General features: G+C 63.0%; 21 protein-coding genes and 2 pseudogenes. 10 read left to right on the top strand and 13 right to left on the bottom strand.

Annotated features, from left to right (window positions below; all coding sequences use genetic code 11):
• The first annotated feature begins 135 nt into the window (after window positions 1-135).
• The 5 genes and pseudogenes from FJ938_RS17710 (at window position 136) to FJ938_RS17695 (ending at window position 4,017) form a co-directional block, all read left to right on the top strand.
• Window positions 136-1,188, top strand: a complete 1,053-nt coding sequence (locus FJ938_RS17710; RefSeq protein ID WP_140695811.1) for a Dyp-type peroxidase — start codon at window positions 136-138, stop codon at window positions 1,186-1,188.
• Window positions 1,189-1,195: 7 nt separating this feature from the next.
• Window positions 1,196-2,022 (top strand): annotated as a pseudogene (locus tag FJ938_RS17705) (family 1 encapsulin nanocompartment shell protein).
• Window positions 2,023-2,179: 157 nt separating this feature from the next.
• Window positions 2,180-3,544 (top strand): annotated as a pseudogene (locus FJ938_RS17700) (FAD-dependent oxidoreductase); the annotation flags it as partial.
• A complete protein-coding gene (locus FJ938_RS30395; RefSeq protein ID WP_348642284.1) occupies window positions 3,536-3,817 on the top strand; it encodes an oxidoreductase C-terminal domain-containing protein in 282 nt (93 codons plus the stop codon). The pseudogene FJ938_RS17700 and the gene FJ938_RS30395, both read left to right, overlap by 9 nt.
• Window positions 3,814-4,017, top strand: coding sequence for a hypothetical protein (locus FJ938_RS17695; RefSeq protein WP_140695809.1), 204 nt, complete (start codon window positions 3,814-3,816; stop codon window positions 4,015-4,017). The genes FJ938_RS30395 and FJ938_RS17695 overlap by 4 nt, the downstream gene beginning before the upstream one ends.
• Here FJ938_RS17695 and FJ938_RS17690 read toward each other — a convergent pair.
• The 9 genes from FJ938_RS17690 to FJ938_RS17650 all read right to left on the bottom strand — a co-directional run bounded on the left by FJ938_RS17690 (window position 4,014) and on the right by FJ938_RS17650 (window position 15,741).
• Window positions 4,014-4,586: an NADPH-dependent FMN reductase gene (locus tag FJ938_RS17690; RefSeq protein ID WP_140612134.1), complete on the bottom strand. Its 573-nt coding sequence runs from the start codon at window positions 4,584-4,586 to the stop codon at window positions 4,014-4,016. The two genes, FJ938_RS17695 and FJ938_RS17690, sit on opposite strands and share 4 nt — an antisense overlap.
• Before the next feature lie 348 nt (window positions 4,587-4,934).
• Window positions 4,935-7,040, bottom strand: a complete 2,106-nt coding sequence (locus FJ938_RS17685) for an ABC transporter permease subunit (protein ID WP_140695806.1) — start codon at window positions 7,038-7,040, stop codon at window positions 4,935-4,937.
• On the bottom strand, window positions 7,037-8,098 hold the full coding sequence (locus tag FJ938_RS17680) for a betaine/proline/choline family ABC transporter ATP-binding protein (protein ID WP_140695803.1): 1,062 nt from the start codon (window positions 8,096-8,098) through the stop codon (window positions 7,037-7,039). The genes FJ938_RS17685 and FJ938_RS17680 overlap by 4 nt, the downstream gene beginning before the upstream one ends.
• A 95-nt stretch (window positions 8,099-8,193) precedes the next feature.
• Window positions 8,194-9,132, bottom strand: a complete 939-nt coding sequence (locus FJ938_RS17675) for an ABC transporter substrate-binding protein (protein WP_140695800.1) — start codon at window positions 9,130-9,132, stop codon at window positions 8,194-8,196.
• 87 nt (window positions 9,133-9,219) lie between these two features.
• On the bottom strand, window positions 9,220-10,047 hold the full coding sequence (locus tag FJ938_RS17670; RefSeq protein WP_140695797.1) for an SDR family NAD(P)-dependent oxidoreductase: 828 nt from the start codon (window positions 10,045-10,047) through the stop codon (window positions 9,220-9,222).
• 51 nt (window positions 10,048-10,098) lie between these two features.
• Window positions 10,099-10,878, bottom strand: coding sequence for a glucose 1-dehydrogenase (locus FJ938_RS17665; RefSeq protein WP_140695794.1), 780 nt, complete (start codon window positions 10,876-10,878; stop codon window positions 10,099-10,101).
• Window positions 10,878-11,384: an acetone carboxylase subunit gamma gene (locus FJ938_RS17660; protein WP_140612146.1), complete on the bottom strand. Its 507-nt coding sequence runs from the start codon at window positions 11,382-11,384 to the stop codon at window positions 10,878-10,880. The genes FJ938_RS17665 and FJ938_RS17660 overlap by 1 nt, the downstream gene beginning before the upstream one ends.
• Window positions 11,381-13,585: a hydantoinase B/oxoprolinase family protein gene (locus tag FJ938_RS17655; protein ID WP_140612148.1), complete on the bottom strand. Its 2,205-nt coding sequence runs from the start codon at window positions 13,583-13,585 to the stop codon at window positions 11,381-11,383. The genes FJ938_RS17660 and FJ938_RS17655 overlap by 4 nt, the downstream gene beginning before the upstream one ends.
• Before the next feature lie 14 nt (window positions 13,586-13,599).
• Window positions 13,600-15,741: a hydantoinase/oxoprolinase family protein gene (locus FJ938_RS17650; RefSeq protein WP_140695791.1), complete on the bottom strand. Its 2,142-nt coding sequence runs from the start codon at window positions 15,739-15,741 to the stop codon at window positions 13,600-13,602.
• A 110-nt stretch (window positions 15,742-15,851) separates the two neighbouring features.
• On the opposite strand from FJ938_RS17650, the gene FJ938_RS17645 reads away from it, so the two are divergent.
• The gene (locus FJ938_RS17645; protein ID WP_140695788.1) at window positions 15,852-16,634 is read left to right on the top strand and encodes a helix-turn-helix transcriptional regulator; all 783 of its coding nucleotides are present in this window, start codon (window positions 15,852-15,854) and stop codon (window positions 16,632-16,634) included.
• A gap of 146 nt (window positions 16,635-16,780) precedes the next feature.
• Here FJ938_RS17645 and FJ938_RS17640 read toward each other — a convergent pair whose 3' ends face one another.
• Window positions 16,781-17,839 (bottom strand): ornithine cyclodeaminase, encoded by a 1,059-nt coding sequence (locus FJ938_RS17640; RefSeq protein ID WP_140695785.1) that lies wholly within the window; start codon window positions 17,837-17,839, stop codon window positions 16,781-16,783.
• Entirely contained in the window at window positions 17,839-18,771 is a 933-nt protein-coding gene (gene rocF, locus FJ938_RS17635) for an arginase (RefSeq protein WP_140612156.1), read from the bottom strand. Before rocF ends, FJ938_RS17640 begins: the two co-directional genes overlap by 1 nt.
• Before the next feature lie 135 nt (window positions 18,772-18,906).
• On the opposite strand from rocF, the gene FJ938_RS17630 reads away from it, so the two are divergent.
• Window positions 18,907-19,347, top strand: a complete 441-nt coding sequence (locus FJ938_RS17630; RefSeq protein ID WP_140612158.1) for an Lrp/AsnC family transcriptional regulator — start codon at window positions 18,907-18,909, stop codon at window positions 19,345-19,347.
• A 279-nt stretch (window positions 19,348-19,626) separates the two neighbouring features.
• On the opposite strand, the gene FJ938_RS17625 is transcribed toward FJ938_RS17630, so the two are convergent.
• Window positions 19,627-20,712, bottom strand: coding sequence for a maleylacetate reductase (locus FJ938_RS17625; RefSeq protein WP_140695782.1), 1,086 nt, complete (start codon window positions 20,710-20,712; stop codon window positions 19,627-19,629).
• An 18-nt stretch (window positions 20,713-20,730) separates the two neighbouring features.
• A complete protein-coding gene (locus FJ938_RS17620; protein WP_140612162.1) occupies window positions 20,731-21,630 on the bottom strand; it encodes a LysR family transcriptional regulator in 900 nt (299 codons plus the stop codon).
• A gap of 115 nt (window positions 21,631-21,745) precedes the next feature.
• Between FJ938_RS17620 and FJ938_RS17615 the strand changes: the two genes are divergently transcribed.
• The 3 genes from FJ938_RS17615 to FJ938_RS17605 all read left to right on the top strand — a co-directional run bounded on the left by FJ938_RS17615 (window position 21,746) and on the right by FJ938_RS17605 (window position 25,187).
• Window positions 21,746-22,678, top strand: coding sequence for a ring-cleaving dioxygenase (locus tag FJ938_RS17615; RefSeq protein ID WP_140695779.1), 933 nt, complete (start codon window positions 21,746-21,748; stop codon window positions 22,676-22,678).
• 58 nt (window positions 22,679-22,736) lie between these two features.
• Complete coding sequence (locus tag FJ938_RS17610) at window positions 22,737-23,348, top strand: alpha/beta hydrolase (RefSeq protein ID WP_140695776.1); 612 nt, start codon at window positions 22,737-22,739, stop codon at window positions 23,346-23,348.
• A gap of 282 nt (window positions 23,349-23,630) precedes the next feature.
• Window positions 23,631-25,187 carry a VOC family protein gene (locus FJ938_RS17605; RefSeq protein ID WP_140695844.1) on the top strand — a complete coding sequence of 519 codons (1,557 nt, stop codon included), beginning with the start codon at window positions 23,631-23,633 and terminating at the stop codon, window positions 25,185-25,187.
• The last annotated feature ends 92 nt before the right edge of the window (window positions 25,188-25,279 follow it).

Here is a 25,279-nt window from a genome sequence, read left to right as displayed (position 1 = left end):
CCATGCGGACCTCGCTGCAAATGTCTTATGGTCGACAGACGGGCTCGTCGTCGCGAGTCCCGCATATGCTGACCTGGCTTGAGCGCCACGGCCAATGCCGGCATCGCGCTTCAAACCATCATCAACGGATAAAACATGGTTTCAAGCTTGCCACCTCCCGTCTCTCAATCGGTCGCCGCCAGGCTTACGCGGGCAGCGATATTCCTGGTCGTGACGATCAATCCCGGATCGGCCGCAGAGGAAACGGTTCGCGGCTTGTGCGCCGATCTCTCCAGCCTGCTCCGCGGCGTGGGTTTCCGCAATCTCAACGGACAGCTGTCGTGCGTCATGGGGTTCGGGTCCGATGCCTGGGACCGGCTGTTCGGGGCGCCGAGGCCGAAAGACCTGCATCCTTTTCGCGAAATTCGCGGCGTGCATACCGCCGTTTCGACGCCTGGCGACATCCTCTTTCACATCCGCGCTGCGAGCATGGACCTCTGCTTCGAACTCGCGACACATGTCATGTCGCGGCTCGCCGGCGCGGTCTCGACCGTGGACGAGGTGCACGGCTTCAAGTTTTTCGACGACCGCGATCTGATCGGCTTTGTCGACGGTACCGAAAACCCGGTCGGCCAGGCCGCGGACGCGGCCACCCTTGTCGGCGATGAGGACGCCGCCTTTGCCGGCGGCGGCTACGTGATCGCGCAAAAATACCTGCACGATGTGGAGCGGTGGAACAAGGTGCCGGTCGAGGAACAGGAAAACATCATCGGGCGGCATAAGCTGTCCGACATCGAACAGCTCGATTCGGTGAAGAAGCCGTATGCACACAATGTCCTGACGTCGATTGAAGAAAACGGAGAGCAACTTCAGATCGTGCGCGACAACATGCCATTCGGCGAGGTGGGCAAGGGCGAGTTCGGCACTTATTTCATCGGCTACGCGCGGTCCCCTCATCGCATCGAGAAGATGCTGGAGAACATGTTTATCGGCAACCCGCCGGGCACTTATGACCATCTGCTGGATTTCAGCCGCGCAGTGACCGGCACGCTGTTCTTCGTGCCGACCGCGACCTTCCTCGACGATGTCGACCCCGAGGCACGACCGGTTGCCGACACCGACGCGAAGTTGCCGCAAGCGCCGGAGGCGCCTCGGGCGGACGCGCTTCCCAACGATGGTTCACTCGGCATTGGATCACTGAAGAAATGAGGCGGACATGAACAATCTTCATCGAGAACTGGCTCCCATCTCCGACGCGGCCTGGGCGCAAATCGAAGACGAGGCGGCCCGTACCCTGAAGCGCCATCTGGCGGCGCGGCGTGTTGTCGACGTTGTCGGCCCAAAGGGCGTCGACTTCTCGGCTGTGGGCACCGGTCATCTCAAGCCGCTTCCCGCCTTCGGTGACGGGGTCCAATCCGCACAACGCGAGGTGAAGGCGCTGGTCGAATTGCGCGTTCCATTCGAACTCACGCGCCAGGCAATCGATGATGTCGAGCGCGGCGCGACGGATTCGGACTGGTCACCCGTGAAGGAAGCCGCGCGCAAGATCGCCTTCGCCGAGGACCGCTCTGTTTTCGATGGATACGCGGCGGCTGGCATACAGGCATCCGACAAGGAAGCAGCAATCCAGCCTTGAGGCTCCCTTCCAATGTGATGAACTATGCGGAAGCTGTCGGACACGCGGTCAGTCAGTTGCGGCTGGCCGGCGTCAATGGTCCCTACGCGCTCGTGCTGGGTGCCGCCGCGTACACGGCCGCGAGCGGTGGCAGCGACGAGGGCTACCCGGTATTCCATCATCTCGAGCGTGTGGTCGAGGGAGGGGTCATCTGGGCGCCGGCCATCGAGGGTGCGTTCGTGCTTTCCACGCGTGGCGGCGATTTCGAGCTGGATATCGGCCAGGACATCTCTATTGGCTACCTCAACCATTCCGGCACGGCCGTTGAACTCTATCTCCAGGAGACCTTCACCTTCAGGCTTCTGACAACCGAGGCGGTTGTGGTGCTCGCGGCTGAAGAAGCGGCTCAACCGCGCGGCAGGAAGTAAACCACGCACATCTAGAGGCGGCCGAGGCATTGGGCTGCCGCGAGCCGGGCTGCCGGAGAGCATGGTGAACCGGGAGGTCTTCCCATGGAGTCAAGCTCTTCGGTGACTTTTCTGGCAGTTTGTATGGGTGGCCGTTGGCACGAAGATTGCTCGTCCTATGTCATTCCATGTGCTGTGCCGGGGAACTCCCTATCGTCACAGCCCTGCGCGCCGACGGCGGCAGGTGGCCTTCTCATTCCAGGAGCGCCAAAGGGGCAAGGAGACAGGGATGACTGAGCATTCATCGTCGCCGGCCGGCCCCGATTTCACCCAGGGTGTCGCTTTGGCGGATATTCCCCAGGGCGGCATGTTGTCCGGCCACGTGAACGGCAAGCCCGCATTGCTCGTGCGCCAAGGCGAAGAACTGTTCGCCGTCGGCGCAACCTGCACCCACTATGGCGGGCCGCTGGCCGAGGGGCTGCTGGTCGGTGACACGATCCGCTGCCCCTGGCACCATGCCTGCTTCAGCCTTCGCACCGGCCAGGTTCTTCGATCACCCGCTTTGAGCGATCTCAAATGTTGGGATGTGGCGCGCCGAGCCGGTCATGCATTTGTGGGCGACGGGCTGCCGATGCCACAACCGCCCAAACTGGCGGCCGCGGGGCTGCCTGAATCCGTGGTCATCATCGGCGGCGGCGCGGCCGGAAACGCCGCCGCCGAAACGTTGCGCCGCGAGGGTTATCAGGGACCCGTCACGATGTTGAGCACCGATCGTTCGCCACCATACGATCGGCCGAATTTGTCGAAAGACTATCTCGCCGGGACGGCGAAGGCCGCCTGGCTTCCTTTGCGGTCGCCGAAATTCTACGCGGATCATCATATCGACGTCAGATGTGATCAACGCGCCGTCAAGCTCGATCCCGCGCGGAGAACGATAGCGCTCTCGGATGGCAGCGAGGTGACCTATGGGGCACTGCTGCTTGCCACCGGCGCCGAACCCGTCCGGCTCACTATTCCCGGCGCAACCTTGCCGCAGGTGGAAGTGCTGCGCACCCTGGCAGACTGCGATACGTTGATCGCGTGTTGCGGCACGGCACGACACTGCGTCGTGGTCGGCGCGGGCTTCATCGGCCTCGAAGTAGCGGCGTCATTGCGAAAGCGCGGACTGGAGGTCCATGTCGTCGCGCCCGGCTGACGCCCCATGGAACGCCTCCTCGGCGCAGCGCTTGGCGACATGGTCAAGACACTTCACGAATCGCATGGGGTTGTCTTCCATCTCGGGACCGCCGTGGCCGAAATCCACCAGGATGGCGTCAGACTTTCGACAGGCGTGGATTTGAGCGCCGATCTGGTGGTTGTAGGGATCGGAGTGCATCCCGAGGTAAATTTGGCGAAGCATGCCGGCCTCGCCATGGACGGCGGGGTTCTGGTGGACGGGTTTCTTCAAACAAGCGCCGCGGCAGTCTACGCGGCTGGCGATATCGCGCGCTGGCCGGACCCGAGAACGGGAGACCGCATTCGCGTCGAGCACTGGGTGGTTGCGGAGCGCCAGGGCGCGGTTGCAGCGCGCAATATTCTGGCGCAGCGGCAGCGCTTCGGTGCGGTTCCGTTCTTCTGGAGCCAGCACTACGACACGACCATCAACTATGTGGGACATGCCGAACAGTGGGATCGGCTGGACATAGATGGCGATCCTGCCGCGCGCGACTGCATGGTCACCTATTGGCGCAACGACAAGCGGCTTGCCGTGGCGACCGTGGGGCGTGACCTGGACAGCTTGCGGGCGGAGGCCGAGTTCGAGCGGCAGACGCCTTGAAGGACGTGCTTGCTGAAGTGACGAGGAAAACACGCGGCGAGGAGCCAAGCTTTTTCGATACTATGATCCTGGCGACGGGGGTTCGCCATGCCTATTTCGGCCATGACGAATGCGAACCCTTCGCGCCAGGTCTGAAGACGCCGGAGGATGCCACCAAGATCGGAAAAACCGCTGCGCACACCTTCCTGCAATTGCTTTAGGCGTTTCTCGGCAGCACCTGGAGCACCCTGGCGATGAACATGCCGAATTCGGCCATGTAGTTGCGCAGGAATTCCTGGGTGGATGCAACCGTGACCTCCCCGGCGTCGGTGACCAGGCCAGGCGTGAATTGGATATAGGCTTCAGGGGCGTTCATCTGCGGCGAGTTGCAGAAGCTCAGCACGCTGCGCAGGTCTTGCTGGGCGACCGCGGTGCCAATCGGGCCGGGCGACGTGCCAATGACAGCGGACGGCTTGCGGGCGAAGGAATTCTTGCCATAGGGACGGCTTGCCCAGTCGATGGCGTTCTTCAGACCGCCGGGGATGGAGCGGTTGTATTCCGGCGTCACGAAAAGGACGGCGTCGACAGCGGCGATGGCATCCTTGAAGGCGCGAGCGACGGCCGGAAAGTCGGCATCGTAGTCGTAGCTGTAGAGTGGCAAGTCCTTAAAGGAGATCTCCGACATATCGAGTTGCGGCGGGGCAAGCTGCACCAGCGCCTTCGCGAGCTTGCGGTTGATGGATTCGCGCGCGAGGCTGCCGATGAGATAGCCGACTTTGTGCTTGGTCATTCATACCTCCTGCGTTTGGCTTGTGCTGACGATGACTTCGATCCGTGCTGGACGTGGTTCAATGGCTTAAGCCGGCCTCGCTTCGCTGCTGGACATTTTGCCATGGCCGAGAGACAAATTGTCCATAGATTTCAATAAGGTGGTGCAGAAGTTGCAATGGTCAAGCCTGAGGCCTTCCACACTGGTTCCAGTCTGCATGTCATGCCTGGATCCCAGCCGGGCCACGAACACCTGCGTCGGCATCCTGCCGACTTCGTCGCGGCCCACAACTTTGGCCGCGGACTCATCTGCAAGGAACCCTGAGCGTTTCATCCACGATGCGTTCCACCATTTGCCAGGACTAAACATCTAGGCGCCTCGATCAGGGACCAGGATACGCCCCTCTACCCACCCCGCTACCATGCGGTCCGCCAGAATCGCCAGGAACGCGATTGCCAGGCCGGCGATCAGGCCCATGCCGGCATCGGCCTTGCCGAGCGCGACATAGACCGCCTGCCCGAGATCGCGCGTGCCGACAAGGGCCGCGATCGCCAGCATCGACAAGGCTGCCATGATGGTCTGGTTGAGCCCCAGCATCACCACCGGCAGCGCCAGCGGCAGCTTGGCCTGCAACAATGTTTGGGTAGGCGTCGCGCCCATCTGCTCGACCGCCTCGACGACATCGACGCGCACATGCCGCAAGCCATGCTCGATGTAACGGATCGGCGGCACGATGGCGTAGAGCATGATGGCGATCAGCGCCGTGAACTCGCCGACCTTGAAGAACATCAGTGCCGGAATGAGGAAGACGAATTGCGGCATGGTCTGCAGTGCGTCGCAGATCGGCTTCAGAATGCGCGAGGCGCGGTCGCTATAGGCGGCCCAGATACCAAGCGCACCGCCTATGACCAAGCAGAGCAGCACCGCCAGCGTACAGAGGTAGAGCGACTGGATGAGCTGGGGCCACAGCCCGTTGACCAGGATGAGAGCAAAGCCCGCGAGCGCGAAAAGGCCAAGCCGGATGCCCGCCACCTGTGCGGCAAGCAAGGCGACGCCAAGGATAAAGACCGGCCAGGGCAGACCGAGGAAGCCGGTGAACAGGACCAGGCCGGCCGCCAGTGCGGCCAAGCCAGCCCGCCACCCGAAGCCGCGTGTCGATAGCGCGGCGACGCCCAGGATCAGCGCGCAATATCCGGCCGCCATCGACGGCGACAGCGCAAAGCCCCAGAGCGTAGGCGTGGCGGCTCCCGAAATGCCGATCCTGAGCGGCAGCAGCAGACAATAGAGGACGCTGTTGCGGACATCGTCGAAGAACCAGGCATAATCGCGGACCAGGCCGAGCAGCCATTGATTGACGCCACCGACCTGCATGCGCAACCCGGTGGCAGGCAGCAAGGTCTCGTCAGGCCACAGGACACGAATGGCAACCGCCAGCACCACGGCGAGCACGAGCGCAATTACCAGCCTGCGGCCGGTCATCCATGTCATGGCGGCGGTCGGCCCGGTCGGCCGTTCCCTGGCGAAGCCGATGGTCAGGCGATCGACGAGGATGGCGAGCAGCGCGATGACCAATCCGGACAGAATGCTCTGGCCGAACTCGGCCTTGCGCATCGATGACAGCACCTCCCAGCCGATGTCCTCGAAACCGCCGATGATGGCGGCGACGATGACCATCGAGAGCGCCGCCATCGTCGTCTGGTTGAAGCCGACGAGCATTTGCGGCAGCGCGGTCGGCACTTCGACGTGCCAGAACTGCTGCCGGCGCGTGCAGCCGCTCATCAGCCCGGCTTCGCTGATGTCCGATGGCACGCGGTCGAGGCCGAGCATGGTGTTGCGCACCATCGGCGGCGTCGCATAAATGGCGCTGGCGATCAGCCCGACGACTGGGCCGAAGCCGAACAGAAGAAGCAGCGGGATGAGATAGGCGAAGGCTGGCACGGTCTGCATCAGGTCGAGTGCGCCGAGCAGTGCCGGCCGCAGGCGCGGTCTGCTATGACCCAGCACGCCAAGCCAAAAGCCGAGCACAACGGACATCGGTACGGCCAGCAGCACCAGCGACAGCGTGCTCATGCTTTGCGGCCAGTAGCCGGCAAGCAGGATGTAGGCGAGCGCCAGAACGGCGAAGACCGCCAGCCGAATGCCGCTCGATTTCAGCGCAAGCGCCGCGACCGCCAGCATCACCGCCGGCCACGGCAGCCATACCAGCACCAGGCGCGCGCCGCGCATGGGTGCATCGAGCACGGCGGACAGGGCGCGGAATGCGGGCTGGACGACCGTCACGACCGCATCGGTGACCAAATTGATGGCCGGTGCGAACGGCAGCGTCCATTCCTTCGGAAATGTCACGAGCCAGGGGAGATCCGTCTTCAGCGCGAGACAAAGGACGGCCAGAACGGTCAGTCCACACCAGGGCAGAAGGGCCGGCTCCACAACGACCCTCGGCGAGGATCGCAATGTCGCGGCAGGCGCCGTCATGGCCGTGTCCGTCTTGCTTGTTCGCGATCGAGCACGGCAAGAACCGCGCTGGCGCTGAGCAGCCGTGGCGGACTGGCGCCCTCGCCCGGGACGGTGAAGGCGCCGATCCCAGACGCCAGGCGTGGGATAAGCTCCTCGATACTGGTGTCGGCAGCGATGCTCTCGTGCGGCATAGCGGCTCCGTTCGCCGGCGCCGCCAGGTCGCCCGCCTTGATGACGCGCAGCAGCGGCATGTCCTCGGTGAACTGCGCGACATAGTCGTCGGCCGGGCTGAGCACGATGTCGGCCGGGCGGCCGATCTGGACGATCTTGCCGGCCCGCATGATGGCGAGCCGGTCGGCCAGCCGGAAAGCTTCGGCCATGTCGTGGGTGATGAAGACGATGGTTTTCTGCAGCATGCGCTGCAGGCGCAGGAACTCATCCTGCATCTGCCGCCGGATGAGCGGATCGAGCGCAGAGAACGGCTCGTCCAGGAACCACAGCTCCGGGCCGACGGCGAGCGAACGGGCGATGCCGACGCGCTGCTGCTGGCCACCGGAAAGCTGGTGCGGAAACGAAGTCTCGCGGCCTTCGAGACCGACCAGTGCGATCATCTCGCGGGCGCGGGCTTCGCGCTCTTTCACCGGCTTGCCCTGGATCTTCAGCGGGAAAGCCACATTGCCCAGAATGGTCAGGTGCGGCAGCAGGCCGAAATTCTGGAACACCATGCCCATTGCGTGGCGGCGCAGTTCGATCAGTTCCTTGCCGGAGACTTTGGAGAGGTCGCGGCCGTCGAGCAGTATTTCGCCGGCGCTCGGCTCGACCAGCCGCGACAGGCAACGCACCAGCGTGGACTTGCCTGAGCCGGACAGCCCCATGATGACGAAGATCTCGCCGGTGGCGACCTCGAAAGTGGCGTCGACCACGGCGGGCAGATGCGCTTCGGCACGCAGCCGTTCGGCCAGCGCGTCGGGTTCGATGATGTAGCCGCGTGAATCAAAATAGTAGGCGGGACGCCGCCCATAGACCTTCCACACGTTGCGGCAGGCTAGTTTTATCTCTCGGACCGCCTTGCTCATCGTCGGCCGTCCGCATCAAGCAAGCGTCCAGTTCCCGGATCACCGGGAACCGAGCAGCAATTCTCGTCAGTGCCTGGGCAAGGCATGGGCCGAGATCACCCCTTGGCCGCGTCGACCCAGGGTTTCCACACCGCTTCGTTCCTGTCGAGCCAATCCTTGACGACGGCGTCGAGGTCCTTGCCCTGCTTGTCGACCGCCAGCATCATCTTCTGCTGCTCGGTGGCATCCATCTTGAATGCCTTGAGGAAGGCATAGGCGGCAGGCCATTTGGCGCCGAAGCCGGACCAGACGATCTTGTCGACATCGGGTGGCGTGATGCAATGTTCGTTGGTCTTGTCTTTACAGGGCGGCATGGTGATCCAGCCGACATCGTTCTCGGCCAACGCGTAGTGCGGCCCCCAGAACATCATCACCAGCGGCGACTTGGCAGCTTCCGAGGCCTCGAGTTCGGCAACCAGCGCGCCTTCCGAGCCGGCCGGCACGGCGGTATACTGCATGTTGTTGTCGGCCAGAATGGTCGCGGCTCGCGAACCCCAGTCGGCCGGATAGTCGAGGAAGCGGCCGTTGGGCGCGGTCTCGGGTGTCGACAGCGCCTGGATGCACTCCGGCTTGTTCAGCGCGTTCCAATCCGGCAGGCCGGGGCAGACCTTCTCCATGAATTTTGGATAGATCCAGCCCTCCTGCGTCTTCAGATCCAGCTTGCCGATGTCCTCGATCTTCTTTTCGGCCAGCACTTTGGGATAGATGTCGCCGACATTGTTCAGCCAGATTTCGACCGAGGCACTCAGCGTGCCGTCGGCAAGGCCGGAGAATTGCGGGAAGTTGCCGGCGGTGACGTATTCTACCTTGTAGCCGAGCTTTTGAAGCAACTGCCCGGCGATGTGCGTAGACACGTGCGATCCGGTCCATTCGAGCATGGCGAGCTTGATCGGCTCGTCCTTGGCGCCGAGATCGGCGGCTCGTCCCTGAGCGGTTACAGCAAGCAGAAGCGCCAGCCCGACGCCGGCGCCTTTCAAGGCATTTGTTCTTGTCATGTCAGTTCCCCTGTCGGTTGGACTTTTTTATTCCTTACTTTTTGCCGACCTCCTCCCATGAAGGCCCGCAGCCATCTCGCGCGGATGCTACCACAATGCTCCGCCGGTGATCTGAATGTTTTCCATGGTGATGCCCTTGGCGATATCCGAGCAGAGGAAGACGGCAAGTGCTGCGATCTCCTCCGGCTGCATCATGCGTCCCTGAGGATTGCTCTTCCTGAATTCCTCCATGACATTCTCGGCGCTGCGCCCCTTGCCTTCGCGCTCGACGACCTGCGCCACGTTGCGGCGCATCAGTTCGGTCTCGACCCAGGTTGGGCTGATCATGACGCAGGTGACGCCATGCGCCGCACCCTCCAGCGCCACGCAACGGGTCAGGCCGAGCAACCCGGCCTTGGAGGCGCAATAGGCCGGATTGTCCTTCCAGCCGACGGTGGCGGCGGTCGAGCCGATGTTGACGATGCGGCCCCAGCCACGTTCGATCATGCCTGGCAGTACGGCGCGGGTGACGCGAAACGCGCCAGTCAGATTGGTGTCGACGATCTTGTCCCACAGTGCGTCGGAATGACCGCAGACCGGTTGCTCGGCGGTGGTGCCGGCCGCGTTGACCAGAATGTCGGCCGGACCGATAGCGGCCTGGGCCTCGGCCGCGAAAAGGTTGGTCACGTCGCTGTCACGCACATCAAGATGGGCAGCATAAACTTTGATGCCGTGGGCCGACAGGGCCGAACACACGCGCTCGATCTCATCGGCGCCGGGATAATAGGCGGCATCGGATTTGTCGGCGCCCGCGGGGGCGATGTAGGAGCCCACGGCGACGTTGGCGCCGGCCCTTGCCAAGGCGGTGGCAATCGCAAAACCCATTCCGGAGAACCCGCCGGTGACGATCGCGCTGCGGCCGGAAAGGTTTGTCATCAGGCGAGATCTCCACAAGGTTTGGTGCGGGCGGCAAGGCCGGGCGGGAATTCACACGGCAAGATAGCCTCCATCGACGACCATCTCGGAGCCGGTGACGAATTTCGATTCATCCGAAGCGAGGTAGAGGACCATGTAGGCGATGTCGTCGGGCTCGCCGAGGAAGCCGATCGGGTGGCGCGACAGCGCCTTGGCCTTTTCCTGGTCGAGCGTGCCGAGATCGCGCAGATAGTTTTCGGTCTGCGGCGTCCAGATGTAGCCGGGGTGGATGGAGTTGCAGCGGATGCCGTAGCGCTTTTCGGCACAGTGCACGGCGACCGCCTTGGTCAGCGTGCGCACGCCACCCTTGGAGGCGCAATAGGCGGCAAGTTCGGCCTCGCCGATGATGCCGTCGATGGACGACAGGTTGACGATCGAACCGCCGCCAGAACGCTTCATCAGCTTGATGCCTTCCTGGCAACCGAGGAAGACACCGTCGAGGTTGATGGCCATGGTCCGCCGCCATTCGGCAAGCGTGGTGTCTTCGATGTTTTTGGCAATCGCGATGCCGGCATTGTTGACCAGAACGTCGAGCCGCCCGAACCGCCCCTCGATCGCGGCCATGACGGAAGGCCAGTCCTCCGGCTTCGAGACATCGTGGCGAAGTGCCAGTGCCTGGCCGCCCGCCTTCTCGATCTGCATCGCCGTATCGGCGGCAAGCGCATCATCGATGTCGCTGACGGCCAGCGTCGCGCCTTCCGCCGCCAAAAGCAGCGCGGACGCCCGCCCAAGGCCAAGACCGGCCCCGGTGACGAGCGCTACCTTGTCTGCAACGCGACCTGTTTTCGCCATCAGCTTCCCTTGTTCATTGACTCCAGCGGCCTGCCCAGCCAGTCGCGGTAGAATCCTTCGAGGTCCGGTTCGAAATCGTGCACGATGGGATAGCCAGGTGCGGCAGCCTCCACCTCGTGCATAGTGCCGCATTGCGGGCAGATGAACTCGCGGATCTCCATCCATTCGGGATCCGGCAGATCGCTGTTGGGATAGATCTCGCGCAGTGACTCTTCGGTATTGCGCACGATGATCGAGGCCTTCAGCTTCCAGTTCTTGCGGTAGTCGCCAAAGGAGTGGCCGCACTCGCACCGGGTCACCCGCTCGTCGCCGCTCTGGCAGATGAACAGGTGATCGGAGACCGGCAGCAGGATTGGATCCTTCCAGCCGACGCGGTCCTGCAGCACGGCGACATATTTGAAGAAGCGGTCGTCGTCCTTGTAGGCGCTCATGACGCGGCGCGTCTGCGGCCAGGGCAGCGTGCCCGCGACCAGATCGGCGATGACTTCCTTGCTGTACGAGGTCATGGCTTTGCTCCCGGCATGAAGATCGATCTGGCGTCGACGTTCCAGAACGCGCTGAAATCCTTGGTGAAGCGCGGCGACAGCTTGATCGCGCTGGCATACATTTTCTTCACCTCAGGTGCGAAGTCGGCCTTTTCGACCCGGACACGCTCCTTCGCGATCCACTCCGATACCGGCCTTGCCTGGGCGAGCCGCTTCGCGCGCATCTCGGCGCGGTGGCGCTTGGTGGCCTCCAGGTTAGCGACAGGATAGCCATCCGCATCCTCATCCAGCATGATGCCGAAGATGCCTTCGGCGGCTTCGCGGGTGAGATAGCCGTTCTCGACATCCGATGCCGTCTTGATCGGATCGCGCTCCAGCACGTCGCCATAGCCGCCGCCGCCATTGTAGGAATGGGTGAAGACATCGCCGGTCTTGTGCGGCGCGGTGATGTAGGGGCCTTCCATGGTCACATGCTCGCCCTGCAGCCGGACTTCGAGTTCGGACCGGTGAGGGTTGGTGCCGGTGTGATGTGCCAGCGGCGCGCCCTTTTCAGCCAGTTCGAAGATGTTCGAGTCGCGCACGGCTCGGTGCTTCTGGCAGGTCGGCGCCGGATAGCCGCCGCACATGCCGCCATTGTCGAAGACGCGCGAGGAATGCTCGGAAGTGACCAGCCTGAGATGGTCGGTCTTGCTGACCAGCCATGTCGACAGGAAGGAGCAGCCGCCGCGATATTTGCCGGCGCCGCCAGAATTGGGGACGATGGAGCGGCCGATATAGACCATCGGCATGTTCTGTTCCCAGATTTCGATATTGCCCATGTCGGATTCAGGATTCCAGCCGACATAAGCGGTGTCGAGCCCATCCTTGATGGCGAGCGCGCCGGAGCCGGCGGCGGCGCATTCGAAATGTGCCATGCCGAACAGCGAGCCGTACTGGCTGGTGCCGCCCATCTCGATCATCGGGCTGTTGACCTGGCCGACGAAGGCTTCTTCGACGAAACCGCGGGCGATAAACGAGCGCGACAACAGGCGCTGGAAGACGCCATAGGCGGGCAGCAGCAGCGCCCATGAGGTGGCTGTCGCCACCATCTCGTTGTCCGGATTGGTCCAGGTGCCGTGCGGCAGCTTCAGTTCGGTCGCCATCCAGGCGCCGTCATTGACCAGGCCCTCGAAATTCATGTGCTGGGTCAGCGTCACGAACATGCCGCCGTCCATGCCGGCCGGCGTGCAGTTCATCGAGTGGTAACCCCAGGGCTGCGTGCCCTCGAAGTCCATGATGATCTTGCCATCGGTGGTGATCTCCATCTCGATCGGCATATTGTAAAGCCAGTCGGGGTCACCGAGCGGCTGATAACCCGGCTTGCCCGCGGTGACATGGCCGTAGAAGGTGTGGCCACGATAGATGCCCGGCACGGTCAGCTGGCGGGTGCGGGCAAGCTGGGCGCGGCGGCCCTCCTCGATGAATTCCTTCGAGATCTTCATCCAGTAGTCGAGGCCGATGTCGTCGATCAGCGCCTTGACGCTTTCGCGCATATCGATACAGGAGGCGACCTTGGCCTTCTCGTCCAGCACCCAGTAGATCGGCATGCGCAGATTGCGCTCGCAGCGGATCACGTAGTCGCGCCGCAGCTCGTCGTTCTTGCCGACCTTTTCGGCGCAGACGAACAGGCCCTCGGTGAAGCGCTCCTGCGCCAATGCCACGTCGCCACCGGGCGTGATGCCGCCGGCCTCGAGCTCGTGGCAGACGGCGCCGGCCCAGCCGACGAGCTTGCCCGAATGAAAGATCGGCACCACGTCCATCACATCAGGCACCTGGACGGTGCCGATGAAGGCGTCGTTGTTGGCGAAGATATCGCCGTCGACAATGCCAGGATTCTCTTCGTAGCCTTGTCTGATCATCCATTTGATGAAGCGGCTCATCGTGTGCACATGCACCATGATGCCGTTGGAGAGCGCGATAGCATCGCCTTCCGGCGTGTAGATGGCGACCACCATCTCGCCGACCTCGCGCACGCCGGGCGAGGCCGAGATGCGGCGCGCCATTTCGCGTGCCGACACGCAGTAGGCGCGCAGCTTGGTGTGCAGCGTCTCGAATTTCAGCGGATCCTGGTTGCGCAGCGAAAGTTCCGTGATGCCGTCGTAGCAGCCGGTCTCTTCCATGAGCCGTTCGGATTCGATTAGCCGCTCGCGGATGCGCAGGGCGGAAGCGGGTTTGTCCAGCATGGCGTTCGCCCTTCTCAAGCGTGGGTATAGTGCAGCAGCGTCCACTCATCGACATGGACACGGTCTTGCGGATGGACGACGAGCGTCGTGGCGGGGTGTTCGATGATGGCCGGGCCGATCACCTCATGACCGGGCTGCAGAAGGTCCATCTCGTAGAGGTTGGCCTTGTGCCAGCGGCCGCCGATATAGGCCTCGCGCACCCCCTTGTGGGCGGACGCTGGATCGGACTTGCCGAGCAGGCGCTTCAGGAGCACCGGCTTGACCTTGTCGGCGGTGGCGATGAGCCCGAGCTCGGTGATCGAGAAGCCGGCTTCGCCGTAGCGCGAGACGCGATGATTGACCTTGGCGTAGACCGCCTCGAATTCGTCGATCACCTTGCGCATGTCGTCGGCCGAGTTGATGGCAGACAGCGGCGCCATCACCTCGACATCCTCGAGCTGGCCGGTATAGCGCATCATCAGGAACGGGACGGTCTTGACCTTGTCCTTGGCGTGGCCATCGGCGATCATCTCATCGACCGCCGCCTTGGTGAGATCGTCCCAGATGGCGGTGACTTTCGTTCCGAAGGCCACCAGCTGGTCATCGCTTGCGCGCGCGCCGATATCGATCTGCGTCGACACCGAGTGACGGCGCATGAAATCCGCCGTGGTGCAGCCGAAGGCGGAGAAGGCGGCGGCGAACTGAAAGGTGATGATGTCCTTGAAACCGATTCCGCGCGAGCAGCCGGCCAGGTGCAGCGGACCCGAGCCGCCATAGGAGAGCAGCGTGAACTCCGACGGATGGATGCCTTGGCCCGAGATGACGCGGCGGAGCGCGTTGTTGGCGTCGGCCTCCAGCATGTCGATCATGCCTTCGGCTGCCTCCTCCACGCCGACGCCAAGCAGACGGGAACACTTTTCCTCGAAGGCCTTGCGCGCCTTCTCGACCTGCAGCACGACCTTGCCGCCGAGGAAATAATGCGGATTAAGACGGCCGAGGATGGCGTCGCAATCGGCGATGGTGGGCTCGGTTCCGCCCTTGGCGAAGCAGATCGGGCCGGGATCGGAACCGGCGCTTTCCGGTCCGAGGGAGACTTTCCTGGTCAGCGGGTCGACCTTGAGGATCATGCCCGCACCCGCGCCGATCGTGTCGAGATGCAGCGTCGGCACGTTGAGCTTGAACCGGTCCATCAGCGGCTCGTTCTCGATCCGCGTCTGGCCGCGCGTGATGACGCCCATGTCGAAGGAGGTGCCGCCCATATCCGAGCAGATTAGCGAGTCGTTGCCGATCAGCTTGCCGACATAGGCCGCGCCCAGGATGCCGCCGATCGGGCCGGAGATCATGGTCTCGTGCAGGCGCGGATGATTGATCGAGGTCAGGCCGCCGAAGGACAACAGCGTCTGCACGCCATATTTGAAGCCGTATTTCTTCGAGACATCCTCGATGCCCTTGAGCTGCTTGCGGCCGCGCGAAGTGGCATAGGCCTCGATCAGCACCGAGTTCAGCCGCGACTGTTCGCGGATCACCGGCCGCACCTCATGGCTGGTGTAGACAAGGATGTCGGCGCCGACAGCGGCGATCTCCTCGCGGCAAATCTCGGCGATGCGCTTCTCATGTGCCGGATTGACGTGGGAGAAGACGGTCATGATGCAGATCGCCTCGACCTTGTCGGCGATCAGCCTCTTCGCGGCGGCATGCACCTCATGCTCGTAGAGCGGCAGGATGACGTCGCCGAACTGGTCGATGCGCTCGGTGACGCCATGGGTGCGGCGACGCGGCACCAGCGGATCGGGATGGTGGTGCGTCACCGCATGCAGCCGGTCGGCATAGGAGTAATCCGCCCAGGCCTGCAGGCCGCGACCCATCAGGATCATGTCCTCGAGGCCCTTGGTGGTGATCAGGCCGAGCTTGCGGCCGGTGCGCGACAGCAGCGTGTTGAGCATGCCGGTGCCGGAGTAGAGCACCACATTGACGCCGGAGAAGAGGTCCTGCAGCGAGATGCCCCAGGCAGCGGCCGCATCCTCGGCCGAGGCCAGGAAGCCCTCGGCCTCGTTCTTTGGCGTGGTCGCCGATTTGCCGATCTTGAAGTGGCCGTCCTGATCGACAAGGATGGTGTCGGTCATGGTGCCGCCGGCGTCGATGCCGATAACGATGGGGTTGGTGGTGATCTGGTCCACGGGTCGCCTTCCCTTGCCGAGAGTGACCACAGGCTAGATTCGACGGGCCGGATCGCGCCATATGCCTAAAGGCACAATGACGGGCGAAGACTCGTCGCCGACAAAGAGGCATGCGCATGGGCAATATCTGGGCGCCGCTCGCCAAAGCGATCGCCGCTACCGGTACGGACAAGCATGTCGATTGCCTGATCGACCTGATCGGCGCGGATATCGAGCACGACCTCGTCACGGTGACGCGCTACTCGACGACGCAGACACCGGAATTCGTGAAGCACCGGCGCTTCTCGGATGAAATGGTCCGGCGCTATCTCGACAACTACTATGTATTCGACCCGTTCTATGCCTCGTGGCGGCGCGAGCGCCGGTTGGGCATCATGCCGCTCAAGCGACTGGCGGATGACGAGGCCAAGCGCGGCCAGTACATAGCCGGCTTCCTGGCACAGTCGGAAATCTGCGACGAGGTCGGCATCATGCTGGCCGATGGCGGCGACTGGTGCCTTGGCATCTTCCTCGATCGCTCGACCAGTTCGTTCAAGGAAAGCGAGATCGCCTTGCTGGACGAACGGCTGCCGGTGTTCGAAGCACTGCACGCGCTCGACATCAAGGCGCGCGGAGCCGAGTTTTCCCGCACCTCAGCGCCGACAAGTCCCGGCGCTTCACCGCGACAGAAACCGACAATTCCCGTTAGCCTGTGGCCGGAACTCTCGCCCAGGGAAAGGGAGCTCGTGCAACTCATCCTGGCCGGCCACCCGACCGCCAACATCGCCGAGCGGCTCGGCATCACGGTGGGCACGGTCAAGAACCATCGCCGCCGCATCTACGAAAAGCTCGACATAACGACTGAGCGAGAGCTTTTTCTCCAATTCTTTCAGCACCGCGATCCAGAAATCTGACTGGACCAGAAATGAGCTGTATCGCAGGAAGACGATCGGAGCGAACCGGTCTTCGGTCAACCGCAGCGGGCAGGACGGATTTGACAGCAACGTCGCGGCTGCCCAGTTCCTCGGGATGGGTGAAATTCGGGTTACCTTAGATACCCTCAAGCTGCTGGCTGCATGGCCGCCCTCAGCAACATGCCAAACAGGTCGCGTGGTTCATCGGGATCGGCGAGCAGGTCGAGTTCCTCGTAGAGGCCGGTCGCTTGCAGTTGGTCGCGTACATAGCGCAGCGCCGAAAAATCCTCGATCGCAAAGCCGACCGAATCGAACAGCGTGATCTGCTTGGCGTCTCGGCGGCCTTGGGCCTTGGTGGTGATTACTTGCCAGAGTTCGGTCACGGGATGGTCAGGGGCCAGTTGCTGGATCTCGCCCTCGATGCGTGTCTGCGGCGGGAACTCGACGAAGATATCCGAGCGCAGCAGGATATCCTTGTGCAGTTCGGTCTTGCCGGGGCAATCGCCGCCGACAGCGTTGATGTGGACGCCGGAGCCGACCATGTTGTCGGTGAGAATGGTGGCGTTCTGCTTGTCGGCGGTAACGGTCGTGATGATCCCGGCACCTTCAACCGCTTCCTGCCCGGTCCCGCAGATGATGATATCGAATCCCATGCCTGAAAGGTTCTTCGCGCATTTCAGCGAGGCGGACCGATCGATGTCGTAAAGCCTGAGCCGGTCGATGCCTGTGAGCGCCTTGAAGGCGATCGCCTGGAATTCCGATTGGGCGCCATTGCCGATGATGGCCATGGTGCGCGCGCCGCTCGGCGCCAGATACTTGGCCGCGACAGCGGAGGTGGCAGCGGTGCGCAGCGCGGTCAGGATGGTCATTTCGGTGAGCAGCATCGGATAACCGCTGCCGACATCGGCGAGCACGCCGAACGCCGTGACCGTCTGCAAGCCCTGGCGCATGTTCTTGGGATGGCCATTGACGTATTTGAAGCCGTAGAGGCGCCCATCGCTTGTCGGCATCAGCTCGATGACGCCGTCATGGCTATGCGAGGCGATACGCGGTGTCTTGTCGAACAGTTCCCAGCGACGGAAGTCTTCCTCGATGTAGCTTGCAAGCTCGGTCAGGAAGCGCTCGACACCGATGGCATTCACCAGCTTCATCATGCGGTCGACGCTGACGAAGGGGACGATGTTCAGCTTTGCCGTGGTCGTCATCAAAAGCTCCCGGAATGGCTGCGGGTGGGGCGGTCCATGATGCGGCGACCCATCAGGCTCGCGGTCAGGTCGACCATCAGCGTCGCGGTTCGGCCCCGCTCGTCCAGAAAGGGATTCAACTCGACCAGGTCGAGGCTGGAAACGAGACCGCTGTCGGACAGCATCTCCATCACCAGATGCGCCTCGCGAAAAGTGGCACCGCCGGGAACGGTGGTGCCGACCGCCGGGGCGATAGACGGGTCGAGGAAGTCGACATCGAGGCTGACATGCAGCAGGCCGTCTTCCGCCGACACGCGCGCCAGGAAAGCGCGCAGCAGCGGAGCGATGCCATGCTCATCGATGGCGCGCATATCGTGCACGGTTACTCCCGCCTCGTTGAGCGCCGTTCGCTCGGCCGGGTCGACACTGCGCAGGCCCATGGTGCAGATACGCGAGGGATCGACCGCTGCCGGCAGATCCGGAAAATAGCCGCGGAAACCCGGCTGGCCGCTGGCATAGGCGAGCGGAACACCGTGCAGGTTGCCGCTGGCGGTGGTGTCGAGCGTGTGGAAGTCCGGATGCGCATCGAGCCACAGAACGAACAGCGGGCGCCCGCTTTCGGCGGCGCGGCGGGCGATGCCCGATACGGTGCCGGCCGAGATCGAATGGTCGCCGCCGAGAAAGATCGGCATGGCATCCTTGCTCGCAGCGTAGGCGGCCTCGGCAATGGCGGATGTCCAGGCCGATACCTCAGGCAGGGCTTTCAGTGCCAGGTTGCCGTGCACGAGGCGTCTTGTCGGAACCGGCTGGACGGCGCCCATATCCTCGACAGTGTGGCCGAGGCCCGACAGCACCTGGGAAAGTCCGGCGGTCCGCAGCGCACTCGGCCCCATTTCACATCCCATTCTGCCAGCGCCGTCCTGCACCGGCGCCCCGACGATTCTGCAACGCATGATTTCTCCTGCTGGCAACCTTGAATGGTCCGGGAAAAAACCATGGCGGCATGGCGACGTGAACATATTAAATTGGCAATCCGGCAAGGCTGTTTTATCATATCGGCACCGATTTTGGTCTAAATGGCAGCACGGATGGATTCCTTAGACGAACGGCTCGTGACCTTGCTTCGCCACGACGGGCGGCGCAGCGTCTCTGATCTGGCCGTGGATCTCGGCGTTTCACGCGCCACGGTCAGGGCGCGTATGGAGCGGCTTGAACGGTCCGGCCAGATCATCGGCTACACGGTCGTGCTCCGCGCCGATGCGGTCGATCAGCGCATTCGGGGTATCATGCTGATCGAGATCGAAGGCCACGCCGCTGATCGGGTGGTGCGCTCGTTAGGGGGCTTCCCCGAGGTCTCGGACATCCACACGACCAATGGCCGCTGGGACCTGGTGGTGGAACTTGGGACGGCCTCGTTGACCGATTTTGATGCTGTATTGCGCCGCATCCGCCTCATTCCCGGCATAACGGGCAGCGAGACGAGCCTGCTCCTGGCAACGCCGCGCACAACTCGGGCACGGCTGGCCTAGCCCTGCGGTTGTCCAAAGCCACCGGCGGCCGCTGTTGGTTCGACAATGACGGCCGGGTTCTTCATTCCCCGAACTTGCGGGTCAGCAGCATGTGCGTGGCGACTGCGAACCCACTGTCTACGGTGAGGCGCGGGTTCAAGCGGCTGGGTACATCGCTGTCCCTGCAAATCGGTCAGGACCGGCGCTCTCGCGCGCTGGTGTGAACGAAACTGGCCAGCCGTTCGGGATCACCGGTGACGTCGTCGTACGGCCGCAGCCATTTGTCCTTGGGACTGTCTTTCAGCCCCTGCCGCCTTGGCTACGGTCCTCCCCGGCCCACGCTGATCTCAGCAGACCGAGGACTTCGTCGCGTATCAGCGGCCGCGGATTCCAATAGGCGGCCGACATTGCAAGATCGGCGGCGCCGGCGAGATCCGCTTCGCGCATTCCGAGGTCACGCAAGGCCCGTGGCGCTCCGACGCCGTCCGCGAAGATTGCAAGTGCATGACCGACGTCGCCGTCATCAAAGATTTCGCGCATCGGATCCAGAAGGGCACCCGTGGCGGTCGCGTTGAAAGCGATCGTATAGCGCAGCATTACCGCGTGGGTCTCGGCATGAGGCAGGCCGAAGGAGCCGCCCAGCACATGGCATAGCTTGTGGTGCAAGGCCATGCCGACTTGCCCGAGCACAGTGCCACACAGCCATGCCGCATAGAGGGTCTCGCCACGCGCCGTGAGATCCCGAGGATTGCGGCAGACGTCCGGCAACGCCCTCCGGAACGCTCGAAGCCCCTCTGTCGCGAGAAGCGTCGATATCGGATTGCGATCGCGCGCATAGAGCCCCTCGGCAGCATGCGCCATGGCGTTGAGCGCGCTTGCCACGGTCGTCGAAACCGGCAGCGAACGGATAAGTTCGGCGTCGTAGAGGATGACCTGGGGCTGAACCCGGGCATCCGTCAACGTCGTCTTGACCCAGTCTTCGGTCTGACCGAGCACCGGAGTGGCTTCGCTGCCGGCATAGGTGGTCGGCAGCACGATTTGTGGCAGTCCGGTTCTCAGTGAAAGCGCCTTGGCAAGCCCAACGGTTGATCCACCGCCGATCGCGACCAGGCAATCCCCGTCCATTTGTCCAACTTGTAGCACGGCCTCCTGGGTCACCGGCACGGGCGTGTGCATTTGCGCGAGCGGCAGTACGCCTGCGGCGAATTCGCCCATATCCGTCCTCAGGTCGTGCGCCATCGCGACCTGACCGGGGGTCGAAATTATGATCGCGCGCCTGCAGCCGAGGCGCTCGACCTCGGCGCCGGTGTCATGGCGAACCCCTGGGGCAAACCGGACCCGGACTGCTACCTGGGAGAATGCGAATTCAGGTAGAAACGATGACATCGGCCTGCTTTCTCCGGCTCAGAACGAGCGGATTTCCTGGATATAAGCTTCGAAAAAATCGGAGAAGGTGGCAACCCGGAGCGGTAGCTTTTCGTAAGGCGGATAGTAGAGCGTGAGCCAGATCTGCGGAGTGCTCCAGTCCGCAAGAACCTCCACCAGCCTTCCAGCGGCGAGGTCATCATCGACGATGAACCGGGGCAAGAGCACGATCCCTTCGCCATTGAGGGCAAGTCGGGCGAGCAGATCGCCACTGTTGGAGCTGAAGACGCCGGTTGCCTTGTGGGTTCGCCGGCCGCCGCCTTTCGAGAGTTCCCAATGCTCGTCGCGCGCATCCGACGCGTAGCTGAGGCAAGCATGCTCCGCCAGATCGTCGGGCGACTGCGGGGTACCGCGGGAGGTCAGATAGTTTGGGGCAGCAACCAGCACCCGCGGCACCTCCCTTATCTTGCGCCAGATGGTCGACTTGTCGACGGGCGGCCCGGAAATCCGGATCGCGAGATCGTAGTCCTCTTCGACGATATCGACGAACCCGTCGGAAAGCGCCAGGGAGACGTGCGTCTGCGGATACAGGGTCACGAATTGCGAAAGTACGGGGGGTAGCACCTTCAGCCCTAGTGAAAGCGGGGCGCTGATGCGGATGCCACCGGACGTTATCCCCTGAGCCTCGCGGGTTTCCTCCGCCGCACGGACGAGACCTTGGGAAAGAGGCGCCACGCGCGCCGCGTAGACGGCTCCGGCGGATGTCAGGGACACCTGCCGCGTCGTGCGTACCAGCAATTGCACGCCGAGCTGCCGTTCAAGCCCGGCGATGGTGCGCGTCACCGACGCTGGTGTCATGCCGAGCTGGCGAGCCGCGCCGGCGAAACTGCCTCGTTCGGCGACGGCCAGGAATACGCGCAGGGATTCAAGTTCACCCATTCGGAGATTATTACGATATGAGCAACAATCAATGCAAGATTATGTCTATTCCGGGGGCCAAAGAGGGAGGCTATCTGTTTGCTCGACGAAGACAACCAAGAGCGAGGACAGCACCATGCTTACCCAGATCAAAGGACTGCATCACGTCACTTCGATGGCTGCCGATGCACAGGAAACCAATGACTTTTTCACCAAGACGCTGGGCCTGCGCCGGGTCAAGAAAACCGTCAATTTCGATGCGCCCGACGTCTATCACCTCTATTACGGCGACGAGGTCGGATCCGCGGGCACGGTCATGACCTATTTCCCGTTCCCGCATATCGCCAAAGGCAATCGCGGCGCCGGTGAGGTCTCCGAGACCGTGTTTTCGGTGCCGAAGGAAACACTTGGCTACTGGAAAGAACGTTTTGCCGGCAAGGGCGTGCTCGGACTGCAAGAGGACGAAGCTTTCGGTGAGAAGCGCCTGCGCTTCCTCGGCCCCGACGGCGACGGATTTGCCCTGACTGAAGTCGATGGCGACAAGCGTCAGCCCTTCGCTGGCGGAACGGTGCCGACCGACGAGGGTGTCCACGGATTTCACGGGGTGACCATGCGGCTGCGTGACGGCGGCGCGACGGGCGAACTCCTGAAATACATGGGCTACGAGGAAGCCGATCGGCGGGGAGCGCTGACCCGTTACGCCATCAAGGGCGGCAATGGCGCCGACTTCGTCGATATCGAGATGTTGCCCGGCGCGCCGGCGGCGCGCCAGGGTGCCGGCTCGGTGCATCACGTCGCCTTCGCGGTCGAGGACAGGGCGGCCCAGGCCGAGGTGCGCAAGGCACTCATGGACACGGGCTATCACGTCACCCCGGTCATCGACCGCGACTATTTCTGGGCCATCTATTTCCGCACGCCCGGAGGTGTCCTGTTCGAGGTGGCGACGCATGAACCCGGATTCAATCGCGACGAGGACACCGCCCATCTCGGCGAGGCACTGAAGTTGCCGCTTCAGCACGCCAACCTACGCGACCGGATCGAAGAGATCCTCCCACCCATCGTCGACTGACATCGGAAATCCCGCCGCCGGCTGCGGCCGGCGGCCTTCGGTGAAATAGGAGAACATCATGTCTCGTGACGCTTACCACCATTTCGCAAAGCAGCCCGATGTCGGGGCTCCGCTTGTTTTCGCGTTCCACGGAACCGGCGGTGACGAACATCAGTTCACCGGCCTGATAGGGCAGATATTGCCCGGAGCCGGCATCGTCTCGCCGAGAGGCGACGTGTCGGAGCATGGCGCAAACCGCTTTTTCCGCCGCAAGGCGGAAGGTGTCTACGACATGGCGGACCTTGCGACCCGTACCAGGAAGATGACGGATTTCATCCGTGCGCACCGGGAAGCGAATGAAAGCGCAACGGTCTTCGGACTCGGCTACTCCAACGGCGCGAACATTCTCGCTTCGGTGATCTTCGATGCACCAGAGCTTTTCGACCGGGTGGTGCTGATGCACCCGTTGATCCCCTGGTCGCCGCGACCCAATCCGGGTCTGCGATCGCTTGAGGTTCTGATCACCGCCGGCAGGCGCGATCCGATCTGCCCGCTGCCCTTGACAGAGGCGTTGGCCGGCTATCTCGAAGGCCAGGGCGCAAAGGTCGATTTGAAATTGCACGATGGCGGGCATGAGGTCAGGCAGCAGGAGATCGATGCCGTCGCTACCTTCCTGACCCCCGGCCCATAAGGCGCCTTGCGCGACCGGTTTCCTCAATACCCCCCGGTCGCTGCCACCCCAAGGATAATCGAGAACGCGAGTGTCCACTTCGATTGGGGCCAGAAATTTGAGGCCGGGCAGGCAAGAGGCTCAATGCGGCAAGACAGGTCTGGATCCCGCCTGCCGCCCGGAGACGATGCCGAATTTTCTCGTCCCGACTATCGACGCTTCAGGTCACTGATCTTAAGCAATCCCTCGATGCGCCGACGAGGACGCCTTCATGCAGATAAACCCGACAGACAGGATGCCGACATGAGCAGCCATCAGCCAAGCGGCATCCATCACGTCACCCTGATCACCCGCAATGTGCAGGCGAATGTCGATTTCTATGTCGGTTTCCTTGGCTTGCGGCTGGTCAAGCGCACAGGCGGTTACGAGGATGCCGAACAGCTCCATCTTTTCTATGGTGATGGGCTTGGATCTCCAGGTTCACTCGTCACCTTCCTTGTCTGGGAAGACGGCGCGCCGGGGCGCGTGGGCAATGGCCAGGTTTTTGAAATAGCCTTCGCAGTCCCTCCGGCCAGCCTTGGCGAATGGATGACGCGCGCCTTGAAATATGGCGTTGCGGTTGACGGGCCGATGCACGAATTCGGCGAAGCTGTCCTGAGACTGAAGGACCCGGATGGCATCATCGTGAAACTGGTCGCTTCCGATCTTTCCGCGACGCATTCGTGGGGCAAAGCCGAGATTGCCCCGCGTCGGTTGCGGGCCGTGACGATCCTGTCGGAGGTTCCGGAACAGTCCGCCGCTTTCATCGAGAGGTTCGGCTATCGGCGTGGTCCCGGCCGGGGCAGTATCACGCGTCTTCTGTCCGATACCGATGCCATCGATATCCGTGACGGCTCTGGCTATGTCCCTCGCATTCCCGGCACCGGTACGGCCGACCATGTTGCATTCCGTGCCCCGGACACCGCGGCCATTGATGCGCTGCGGGAGCAACTGTCGCGGCTCAATTCGTCGCCCACCAATGTCCACGACCGGCGCTATTTCACGTCCCTCTATGTGCGCGAGCCCGCGGGCACTTTGCTGGAAGTGGCAACGGACGGGCCGGGCTTCACCGTCGACGAAACAGCGGAGCAACTGGGGACAACCTTGATGCTGCCTCCGGCCGACAAGGACCGCGCCGATGATCTTCGGATCATGTTGCCGCAGTTCGCCTTGCCTGGAGAGGCGCGTTTGCCACGGCGCGACCTGCCATTCGTGCATCGCTTTCACACACCCGAAAATCCGGACGGCAGCACGATCATCCTGCTGCATGGCAGCGGCGGGACGGAGGCGGATCTGATGCCGCTGGCGCACCGGGTGGCGCCGCGCGCGACACTGCTCGGCGTGCGCGGACGCAGCCACGAAGAGGGAAGCGCGCGCTGGTTCCGCCGGATGACGGCCACCACCTTCGATCAGGCTGACATCCAAGCCGAGGCTGAGGCCTTCGCGGCCTTCGTGGAAGGCGCCATCACGGGTTATGGGCTCGAATCCGGACGCATAAGCTTTCTCGGATTTTCCAACGGCGCGAATTTCGCCGCCGCGATGATTGGTCTGCAACCGGGAGTCATCCGCCGGGCGATCCTTTTGCGATCAATGGCGGTGCTGGAGACCTTGCCCACGGCCGACCTGGGCAACGTTGGCGTTCTGATGGTCTCCGGCTCGCGCGATCCGTTGGGTGACGGCTCCCGGCTGGCGGATTGGCTCGCAGCATCCGGCGCGACGCTGGACATGCGCGTCGTCGAAGCAGCGCATGAGCTTACACCGGAGGATACGGTGGTCGCACAGGAATGGTTTGGCAGGAACAACGGAGAAGATCATGGCTGACATTGAAATCAGCAAGGAACAAACCGGGGAGCGGCATGGACGCTATGTGGCCCGCATAGAGGGGATCGACGCAGAGGCCGAGATCACCTGCA

The organism is Mesorhizobium sp. B2-4-14, assembly GCF_006442155.1.
GTDB lineage: Bacteria > Pseudomonadota > Alphaproteobacteria > Rhizobiales > Rhizobiaceae > Mesorhizobium.
Note: the sequence above shows the minus strand (reverse complement) of the source record. Positions and strands in the feature narration are given on the sequence as shown.